Below are 8,896 nucleotides of genomic sequence, written 5' to 3' on the forward strand. Positions count from 1 at the left end.
GCTCAGCCGCGCGGTAGCGTCGAACCCTATGTCGACACCAGGGCAAGCACACCGGCTGGATATCGCGGCCGGGGCGTCGAACACGAACGGCAACGAGCAGTACCGACCCGTCTTCGGTCTGGCGATTCTCGTCCTGTCCGGAATGCAATTGCTGATGGTGCTCGATGGCACTGTCGCCGCCCTGGCACTGCCGAAGATCCGCGACTCACTGCATCTGTCGGAATCCGGCGCCAACTGGGTGATCAGCAGCTATGTGCTCGCGTTCGGCGGGTTGATGTTGCTCGGTGGCCGTCTGGGTGACACGTTCGGGCGTAAACGGATGTTCGTGATCGGGGTCGCCGCGTTCACCGTCACCTCACTGCTCTGCGGACTGGCGTGGGACGAGACCAGCCTCATCGTCGGGCGCGCGCTTCAGGGGGCGTCGGCCGCCGTCGCCGCACCCACCGCCATGGCGCTGGTCGCCACGACATTCGCGCCGGGCAAGCCACGCAGTCAGGCATTCGCCATCTACGCCGCGATGACCGGCGTGGGTTCGGTCGCGGGCCTGATCCTCGGCGGTGTACTCACCCAGCTCTCGTGGCGGCTGGTGTTCTTGATCAACGTGCCGATCGGTGTGCTGGTGGCCGCCGGGGCCTTCTACGTGCTGCGCGAATCCCAGGGCGTCCGCCTGTCCCTCGACGTCCCCGGTGCGGTGTTGGCGACGCTGGGCTGCAGTTTGCTCGTGCTCGCCGTGAACGAGGGGCCCGACGGGTGGGGGCGTCCCATCGTCGTCGGGTCGTTCATCGCCGGTGGTCTCGCGCTGCTCGCCTTCATCGTTGTCGAGCGCAGGGCCAGCAATCCGATACTGCCGTTCGTGCTCTTCGACAATTCGAGTCGCGTCGCAGCACTCGTGGCCATCTTCTTCGCCAGCATGATCATGATGTGCATGGCAGTGTTCATCTCGCTGTACCTGCAGGGCATCCTCAAGTACAGCCCCGTACAGAGCGGTCTCGCGGTGGTGCCGTTCGCCTTCGGGCTGGGTATTGCGGCGGCGCTCGCCTCCAAGCTCGCCCTCCACGTCCAGCCGCGGTGGCTCGTGTTGGTCGGCGGCGCCATCATCCTGGCGGGGTGTCTCTACGCGGCGTCGATCGCCACGAAGCAGCCTGCCTACTTCCCGAGCATCGCGATTCCTGTCGTCGTGATCGGCGTGGGCGTCGGGTTCGCGGTCATCCCGTTGACGCTGTCAGTGGTCGCCGGTGTCGGACCCAACGAGATCGGACCACTGACCGCGCTGGCCCAGGTCGCACAGAATCTCGGTGGAGCGATCGGACTCGTCGCCGTCGGCGCCCTGGTGACCTCGCGCGCGCTCTCGCTCGGCGGCACGACCGCGCCCGTCGAAACGATGAACGCCGCCCAGCTCGACGCGCAGGCGAACGGCTACGGCCTGTCCTTCGCCTGCTGCGCCGGCATCGCGGTGATCGCAGCGATCGTGGTGCTCTTCATGCGGTTCACTCCGGAGCAGGTCGCCGAGGGCCAGGCGGCGCAGGAAGCCGCCGATGCCGGACTCGACCCCGACATCGCGCAGACGACGCAGCACGACTGACCTCGATCACGTGGCATCCCACAACCGCTGGTAGTAGTCCATGCGGTCCTGGTCGACGTCGACGCCGTATGCAGCGACGAGCGGTTTCTCCCAGCCGGGGCCGTAGTTCCACCGCGTACTCATCGCCGCCACGGCGATGTCGGCCCAGCGGTCGGCGACACCGAGACTTCCCAGATCGACGTACGCGGTCACTTCGCCCGGTGCGGACAACAGAAAGTTCGGAGAACAGGCGTCGCCGTGACAGACGACCGCATGGTCGATCACGGGAGCATCCGCGGTACTGACATCGAGATCTATCCCGCGCGATCGCGCGTCGGCGACGCGATCGAGGGGCGACCACGTCCACGGACACGAGTCGACGGGCAGTGCGTCGTGGAGTCGTCGCAGACCTCGTCCCAATGCCGGGACGGTGACATCCGGTGTGCGCAACCACGGATCGACTACCGCAGAAACCCCGGGCACGGCAGCCGTCACCAGCCATTCGGCGTCGTCATCATGCCCGGAGGCGAGCACCGTGGGACACCGGACGAAGAGGGCGGCCCAGGTGAGTCGGTGGGCCTCGGCGTCCACCGACACCTCGGGGTCGAGGGGCTGCCACTTCAGGTAGCGAGCAGTGGACCCCTCGCCGAGTCGATACGTGATGCCACCGAGGTCGTTGCGCCACACCGGAGTGACCGCATCGCCGTCGGCACACGATGCGACGATGTCCGGCGGTTCATGCGGGGGGACGGCAGCGGTCATCGGTGCTCTCAGTCCGTCAACACGACGATCTCGTCTGGCTTGGGAATCTCCACGCGTTGGCCGGCGTCGGAGAGGACCGCCGCCAACGCGTTGATGTCGCGGACGTTGCGTCTGGTGCGAACCAGCTCGCGTGCCATGAGCCCCTTGTAGTGCTTGTTGAAGTGGCTCACCACTTTTCGGCTGCCGTCCGATGCCTCGGTCATGACGGTCGCGGTCGCCGCCCCGGAGACCGGGCCGAGTTGCTGATACACCCCGGAACGGAGGTCGACGACGAAATCGTCGACGGCGTCGAGTGCAGCCGACAGTTCGGGGCGCCAGATCGAGGCGAGCGTGCCGAAACCGGGGAGTTTGGAGCCGCCGGACAATCGGTAGGCAGGGATCGCGTCGCTCGCACGGACAACGCCGAACAGCGCGGACCCGATGGCGAGCCGGTCGGCGGCCTTCGCCTTGCCCGCTCTGGTGAGCGAGCCGTGGTCGAGGGCGTCGTAGAGCACGCCGGTGTAGCGCTCGATGGCAGGCCGGGTGGGGGAGAGCCAGAGGTCGGCGTTGCGGTCGACCTCGGCAATCTGGGTCCGGCCGAGGCCGAGCGCCTTCATGCTGGCGTCGAGATCACTCGCCAACTCGACGATCGCATCGGCGATCTTCGTGCGGACCGGGGTGAGTTCGGCGAACGAGAGGGAGGCGAGGTCGAGAGGGGCGCCGGAACCACCGTCGGATTTGGTTTCCGATGGCGGGAGGATGACGAGCACGTCGAACACTGTATCGGGCGGCGCGGACGGGACCGACAGGCGCGGTGCGGCGGCCGACTAGACTTATCGACCGTGATCACACGGATGTCGACGCTGTTCCTGCGTACGCTGCGCGATGACCCGGCAGATGCCGAGGTTCCCAGCCATAAGCTCCTTGTCCGCGCTGGATACGTGCGGCGCGTCGCGCCGGGCGTGTACAGCTGGCTCCCCCTGGGGTTGCGGGTACTCAAGGCGGTCGAGAAGGTTGTCCGCGAGGAGATGAATTCCATCGGCGCGCAAGAGATCCTGCTACCCGCGCTGCTGCCGCGCGAACCGTACGAGACGACGGCACGCTGGACCGAATACGGCGACAATCTCTTTCGGGTCAAGGACCGCAAGGGCACCGACATGTTGCTCGGCCCGACCCACGAGGAGATCTTCGCGCAACTGGTCAAAAGCGAGTATTCGTCGTACAAGGATCTGCCTGTCATCCTCTATCAGATCCAGACGAAATACCGCGACGAGGAGCGTCCGCGCGCGGGCATCCTGCGGGGCCGCGAGTTCGTGATGAAGGACTCGTACTCATTCGACCTCGACGACGACGGTCTCAAGGCCTCCTACATCGCTCATCGAGACGCCTACCAGCGCATCTTCGCGCGATTGGCGGTTCGCTACGTGATCGTCGCCGCAACCTCCGGCGCGATGGGCGGCAGCGCGTCTGAAGAATTCCTTGCCGAAAGCGAGGTCGGGGAGGACACGTTTGTCCGGTGCCTGGAGTCGGGATACGCGGCGAACGTCGAAGCGGTCATCACGCCTGCGCCCGAGCCGATCCCGTTCGACGGCCTCGGGCCCGCACAGGTCCACGAGACTCCCGACACCACGACGATCGAGACGCTCGTGGAGTGGGCCAACGACACGCTCGACGGTACGTACGACGCCGCGGACACACTCAAGAACGTGATGGTCAAGGTGCGCGAGCCCGGCGGAGACTGGGAACTGCTGGGCATCGGTGTGCTAGGCAACCGTGAGGTCGACGTCAAGCGGCTGGAGGCATCGCTCGAACCAGCAGAGGTGGAGTTGCTCACCGAAGCCGACTTCGCAGCGAATCCCTTCCTCGTCAAGGGCTACATCGGTCCGAAAGCCTTGGCCGAGAACGGTGTTCGTTATCTTGTCGACCCGCGGGTGGTTGATGGCTCGGCGTGGATCACCGGCGCCGACGAGCCGAATCGGCACGTCGTCGGCCTCGTCGCGGGTCGTGATTTCACGCCGGACGGGACGGTCGAGGCCGCCGAGATTCTCGACGGTGACCTCTCGCCCGATGGCAAGGGACCACTGGTGGCCGCCAAGGGCATCGAGATCGGGCACATCTTCCAGCTGGGCCAGAAGTACACCAACGCTTTCGAGGTGGACGTACTCGGCGAGAGCGGAAAACCCGTTCGACTCACGATGGGCTCCTACGGCGTCGGCGTCTCGCGGCTGGTCGCGGTGATCGCCGAACAACACCACGACGACAAAGGGTTGCGCTGGCCCGCCGAGGTGGCGCCCTACGACGTTCACCTCGTGATCGCCAACAAAGACGAGGCGGCGATCGGCGGCGCGACGTCACTGGCCGAGGAACTCGACGCCGAGGGGCTCGACGTACTCCTCGATGACCGCAAATCATCGCCGGGGGTGAAGTTCAAGGACGCCGAGCTGCTCGGGATGCCTGTCGTCGTGGTCGTCGGTCGTGGCTACGCCAACGGTGTAGTCGAGGTCCGCGACCGCTTCACCGGAGAGAGCACGGAGGTGCCGATCGACGACGCGGTGTCGGCGATCGTCGCCACCGTGCGACAGCAGCGCTAAGCAGGCTGGCCGGGAAACGCGACGGTCACCGGGCTCTCGCGCAGTGCTGCGCGCCAGGTGGCGGCGCGCAGCGCGCACTCGGTGAGCTGCTCGACCGCCAGGCGACGGGCCGACTCGGAGTCGACCCGCTCGAGCGCCGAGCGATACGCAGTTGCGCAATCGTTTTCGGCTGCAAGCGCGGCACGGACGGCACTCGTGGGATCGGTGACCTGCACCGGCAGCGTGTAGCCGGCCGCGAGGTCGGGGGGTGTCCCGCCCGCTGCCGTGACCGCGGTGTTCACGGCATCGCGAGCGGCGCGATGTGCAGCGACGTAGTCGGCGACGGTGCCGCGTCGACTCGCGGAGACGAAAGCTGTCGTCACCCCATAGGTGAAGATCGCGGCGTTCTCGGCGTCGGTTGCGGCGGAAAGAGCTTCAGTGGTTGCACTCATGCGAGCTGGACCTCCACCAGCGTGGCGACGGATGCGCTCACCGATCCGGCGAGTCCTGCCGAGTAACCCTTCAACGAGACCGCGGCGTCGTGGGCTGCGCGAGTTGATGCGCGCAGCGTCGAGCGCAGGTCGTCGATCGTGCCCGTCGTCGATGCCTCCGGTGTGGGCGCTGCCGATGCTGCTGCGCTCGCGGAGCCGGAGCCGGCCGTCGGGGAGCCGGAAGGCGCGGCAGACAGCTGGGTGGCGATGTCAGAGTCGAGGCGCTGTACTTCTTGCGAGAGGGCGGTCGCGTGCGCGTCACGCTGATCGGCGACCACTGCGAGAGCGGCGCTGTACGCGGGCAGGCGAGGGACCAGCGAGCGCGCGGCGGCGGCGTCGGATCGGGCCGAGCGGGCCAGCGGGAGCAACGCGGTGGCTGTGATCTCGTTGGGTGTCGGGCCGTTGTCGCAGGCACTGGACGCGCCGATCACGAGTGCTCCGGCGCCGATCACGAGGCCACCGCGCAGGAGAGTGCGGCGATCCACGATGCCGAGTTGATCGGGGGCTGCGGGCTTCACCCGACACATCTTGCCAGTCGCACAGAGCGGCCGTGCGGAGGCCGCACCGGCCATGTTGTCGTCACGGTCATCGACATCTCATCGGGCGTACTCGCGCGGTGGTCTGAAGAGGCGTGGGCATCGACTAGAATGGGGTGCCGCCGTACGCGGCAGGCCAATTGACAAGAACGACAATCGAAGACGCCGTGAGGCTAGCGGGGACGAGGAGTGAGGGGAGCAATGACAATCGACGTGCAGCAACTCCGCGCACTCGTCGACGCATTCGTTGCCGAGCGTGGATTCGACGTTGAGGACGTGACGATCGGCGCGGGTGCAGGCGGCGACGCGGTCGTCGTGATCGTCGATCGGGACGGCGGAGGCTCGCTCGACGAGATCGCCGACCTCAGTCGCGAGTTGTCCGACGCGCTCGACGCCGACCCGGCCTACGCCGACATCGACACGCTCGAGGTCACCTCGCCCGGAGTCGACAGGCCGCTCACGACCGAGCAGCAGTGGCGACGGGCAGCCGGACGCAAGGTTCTCATCGATCTCCTCGACGGCGACGAGCCGACCCGCGTCGTCGGGAGGGTCGGTCCGCTGCACGACGGTCAGGTCGACGTCGTCAGTAACGATCGCGGACGTTTCCGCGTACGCGCGGTCGAACTCGACTCGGTCACGCGCGCTGTGGTCGACGTCGACTTCTCCCGGCCCGGCGCCGCCGAACTGCGCCTGTGCGGACTCGACGACGAACAGATCGCGCAGCGTCGCGACAGCGTCACCTCGTAGCGGCCCGACGTCTGCGGAACGTCGACGACGTCCACCTGCCGAACAACTCCCCAGCCAGCCCAGAATCCCAGCCAGCCGAACAACTCCCCAGTAGCCGAACAACTCCATAGCAGCCGACAAGTGAATAGGAGCGCCCACATGAACATCGACATCAACGCATTGCGCATGATCGAGGCCGACAAGGGAATCTCGATCGACACGGTCATCACCGCCATCGAAACCGCATTGCTCACCGCCTACCGCCACACCGACGGATTCGCGCCGCACGCGCGTATCGACGTCAATCGAAAGACCGGAGCTGTTCGGGTGATGGCTCAGGAGGTCGACGAGGACGGCATCGTCGTCCACGAGTACGACGACACTCCCGAGGGATTCGGTCGGATCGCGGCCACCACGGCGCGCCAGGTCATCCTGCAGCGCCTCCGCGATGCGGAGAACGAGAAGAACTTCGGCGATTTCGTCACCCACGAGGGTGAGATCGTCGGTGGCGTGGTGCAGCAGGATTCGCGTGCCAATGCCCGCGGGATGGTTGTGGTGCAGATCGGTAGCGACGCCAATAGCGCGGAGGGAATCATCCCGCCCGCCGAGCAGGTGCCGGGGGAAAACTACAACCACGGCGATCGCATCAAGTGCTATGTCGTCGGTGTCTCGCGCGGGCCGCGCGGTCCGCAGATCACGCTCTCACGCACGCACCCCAACCTGGTGCGCAAGCTGTTCGCACTGGAGGTGCCCGAGATCGAGGACGGGTCGGTGGAGATCGTCGCGGTGGCGCGCGAGGCCGGCCACCGTTCGAAGATCGCGGTGCACACAGGCGTCAGCGGACTCAATGCGAAGGGTGCCTGCATCGGCCCGATGGGGCAGCGCGTACGCAACGTGATGAGTGAGTTGTCCGGCGAGAAGATCGACATCATCGATTACGACACGGATCCGGCGGTGTTCGTGGGCAATGCGTTGTCGCCCGCGAAGGTCGTCTCGGTCGAAGTCGTCGACGCTGCGCAGAAGGCCGCGCGCGTGGTGGTGCCCGACTACCAACTCTCACTCGCGATCGGCAAGGAGGGCCAGAATGCGCGTCTGGCCGCGCGCCTGACGGGCTGGCGTATCGACATCCGCTCGGATGCCGACGAGACACCGGGCGCGCCGGGTTCGGCCGCCGGACAGTCGGGCGCGGCGGGAGCCGGCCGGGCGTGATGAGTACCGGTTGTCCAGTTCTGCCCTCGGCGCGCTAGACTGATCGATGGTCACGCGAATGCGGCCGGATGCCTCCTGTGGAAACAATTCCGACGGCGGTAACCGGTCCGGTCGGCGGAACGACTCCTCACAGGGTCTTTCTCCGCAAGGTCCGATCCGTATGTGTCTGGGATGTCGACAGCGAGTCGGCATTGCAGACCTGGTCCGAGTCGTCGCAGCTGCTTGCGACGGCGGGTCGAGGGTCGTCGTCGATGTCGCGAGGACCATGCCGGGGCGAGGTGCGTGGATGCATCCGTCGGCAGACTGTGTGTCTGCCGCGGTTCGACGCCACGCGTTTGCCCGGGCACTGAGGAGTCCGGGGCTGGTCGTAGACCAGTCCGACCTCGAAGAAGTGCTGATCACCCGGTCGGGAGAGGGCACGGACGAGAGCGGCCCTATGGGGCCAGAACAGGTAGCAGAAGACATGAGCACACCGTGAAGTCACCACGATGAGCACGTATCGGACGTAATCCGAGGCCGTGGCGGGCAAGCCGCTCGGCCTCCAAGTGAGGAGAGCAGTGGCAGGCAAAGCCCGCGTGCATGAACTGGCCAAGGAACTTGGCGTGACGAGCAAGCAAGTGCTCGAGCGTTTGAAAGAACAGGGCGAGTTCGTCAAATCCGCGTCGTCGACCGTCGAGGCCCCAGTGGCCCGCCGACTCCGCGAATCCTTCCCCGCAGATAACGGGGGAGCAAGCAAGAACGACTCCACGAAGTCGGCAGCACCCAAGCCGGGTTCTGCCGCTCGTGACAACACCGCTGCGCCCAAGCCCGGCGCGGCACGCCCCGGCCCCAAGCCGGCGGCTCCGAAACCCGCACCCGCAGCCCCGACACCTACCGCTGCGCCCACCCCTGCCGCAGCGCAGTCGGCACCGGCTCCCGCGGCCAAGCCTGCTCCGGCAGCTCCGACTCAGGCCCCGGCACAGACCTCGACGCCTGCGGCAGCCCAAGCGCCCGCACCTGCGAGCCCGCGACCCGGCCCCAAGCCCGGACCGCGTGCACCCCGTGTCGGCAACAACCCGTACT

At 66.9% G+C, this 8,896-nt stretch carries 10 protein-coding genes; 6 read left to right on the forward strand and 4 right to left on the reverse strand.

Translation table 11 applies throughout. The annotated features are described in order from the left end of the window. The first annotated feature begins 28 nt into the window (after positions 1-28). On the forward strand, positions 29-1,582 hold the full coding sequence (locus tag GOACH_RS15915; protein WP_005176810.1) for an MFS transporter: 1,554 nt from the start codon (positions 29-31) through the stop codon (positions 1,580-1,582). Positions 1,583-1,588: 6 nt separating this feature from the next. On the opposite strand, the gene GOACH_RS15920 is transcribed toward GOACH_RS15915, so the two are convergent. Then, positions 1,589-2,323, reverse strand: a complete 735-nt coding sequence (locus GOACH_RS15920) for an aminoglycoside 3'-phosphotransferase (protein WP_005176814.1) — start codon at positions 2,321-2,323, stop codon at positions 1,589-1,591. 8 nt (positions 2,324-2,331) lie between these two features. After that, the gene (gene yaaA / locus GOACH_RS15925; protein WP_040518963.1) at positions 2,332-3,072 is read right to left on the reverse strand and encodes a peroxide stress protein YaaA; all 741 of its coding nucleotides are present in this window, start codon (positions 3,070-3,072) and stop codon (positions 2,332-2,334) included. An 84-nt stretch (positions 3,073-3,156) separates the two neighbouring features. Here yaaA and GOACH_RS15930 point away from each other — a divergent pair, with 84 nt between their 5' ends. Beyond that, positions 3,157-4,893, forward strand: a complete 1,737-nt coding sequence (locus tag GOACH_RS15930; RefSeq protein WP_005176826.1) for a proline--tRNA ligase — start codon at positions 3,157-3,159, stop codon at positions 4,891-4,893. On the opposite strand, the gene GOACH_RS15935 is transcribed toward GOACH_RS15930, so the two are convergent. Both GOACH_RS15935 and GOACH_RS15940 read right to left on the reverse strand, forming a co-directional pair. Then, positions 4,890-5,324 (reverse strand): ferritin-like domain-containing protein, encoded by a 435-nt coding sequence (locus tag GOACH_RS15935; RefSeq protein ID WP_005176828.1) that lies wholly within the window; start codon positions 5,322-5,324, stop codon positions 4,890-4,892. The genes GOACH_RS15930 and GOACH_RS15935 overlap by 4 nt on opposite strands. After that, positions 5,321-5,890, reverse strand: coding sequence for a hypothetical protein (locus GOACH_RS15940; protein WP_052004037.1), 570 nt, complete (start codon positions 5,888-5,890; stop codon positions 5,321-5,323). Before GOACH_RS15940 ends, GOACH_RS15935 begins: the two co-directional genes overlap by 4 nt. 210 nt (positions 5,891-6,100) lie before the next feature. On the opposite strand from GOACH_RS15940, the gene rimP reads away from it, so the two are divergent. The 4 genes from rimP to GOACH_RS23425 all read left to right on the forward strand — a co-directional run. Beyond that, positions 6,101-6,646 carry a ribosome maturation factor RimP gene (gene rimP, locus GOACH_RS15945; protein WP_005176832.1) on the forward strand — a complete coding sequence of 182 codons (546 nt, stop codon included), beginning with the start codon at positions 6,101-6,103 and terminating at the stop codon, positions 6,644-6,646. A 138-nt stretch (positions 6,647-6,784) separates the two neighbouring features. Beyond that, the gene (nusA, locus tag GOACH_RS15950; protein ID WP_005176834.1) at positions 6,785-7,834 is read left to right on the forward strand and encodes a transcription termination factor NusA; all 1,050 of its coding nucleotides are present in this window, start codon (positions 6,785-6,787) and stop codon (positions 7,832-7,834) included. Positions 7,835-7,994: 160 nt separating this feature from the next. After that, positions 7,995-8,312, forward strand: coding sequence for a YlxR family protein (locus GOACH_RS23420; RefSeq protein ID WP_157227770.1), 318 nt, complete (start codon positions 7,995-7,997; stop codon positions 8,310-8,312). A 79-nt stretch (positions 8,313-8,391) separates the two neighbouring features. Beyond that, the coding region (locus tag GOACH_RS23425) for a translation initiation factor IF-2 N-terminal domain-containing protein (RefSeq protein ID WP_005176841.1) at positions 8,392-8,896 on the forward strand (505 nt) is incomplete at its 3' end.

The sequence above is a fragment of the Gordonia aichiensis NBRC 108223 genome (assembly GCF_000332975.1).
In the GTDB taxonomy this organism is placed as follows: Bacteria; Actinomycetota; Actinomycetes; order Mycobacteriales; family Mycobacteriaceae; genus Gordonia; species Gordonia aichiensis.

Coding starts and splice junctions, on each gene's coding strand:
- GOACH_RS15915 (WP_005176810.1), top strand. CDS start 29: ATGTCGACACCAGGGCAAGCACACCGGCTGGATATCGCGGCCGGGGCG.
- GOACH_RS15920 (WP_005176814.1), bottom strand. CDS start 2,323: ATGACCGCTGCCGTCCCCCCGCATGAACCGCCGGACATCGTCGCATCG.
- GOACH_RS15930 (WP_005176826.1), top strand. CDS start 3,157: ATGTCGACGCTGTTCCTGCGTACGCTGCGCGATGACCCGGCAGATGCC.
- GOACH_RS15935 (WP_005176828.1), bottom strand. CDS start 5,324: ATGAGTGCAACCACTGAAGCTCTTTCCGCCGCAACCGACGCCGAGAAC.
- GOACH_RS15940 (WP_052004037.1), bottom strand. CDS start 5,890: ATGTGTCGGGTGAAGCCCGCAGCCCCCGATCAACTCGGCATCGTGGAT.
- rimP (WP_005176832.1), top strand. CDS start 6,101: ATGACAATCGACGTGCAGCAACTCCGCGCACTCGTCGACGCATTCGTT.
- nusA (WP_005176834.1), top strand. CDS start 6,785: ATGAACATCGACATCAACGCATTGCGCATGATCGAGGCCGACAAGGGA.
- GOACH_RS23420 (WP_157227770.1), top strand. CDS start 7,995: ATGTGTCTGGGATGTCGACAGCGAGTCGGCATTGCAGACCTGGTCCGA.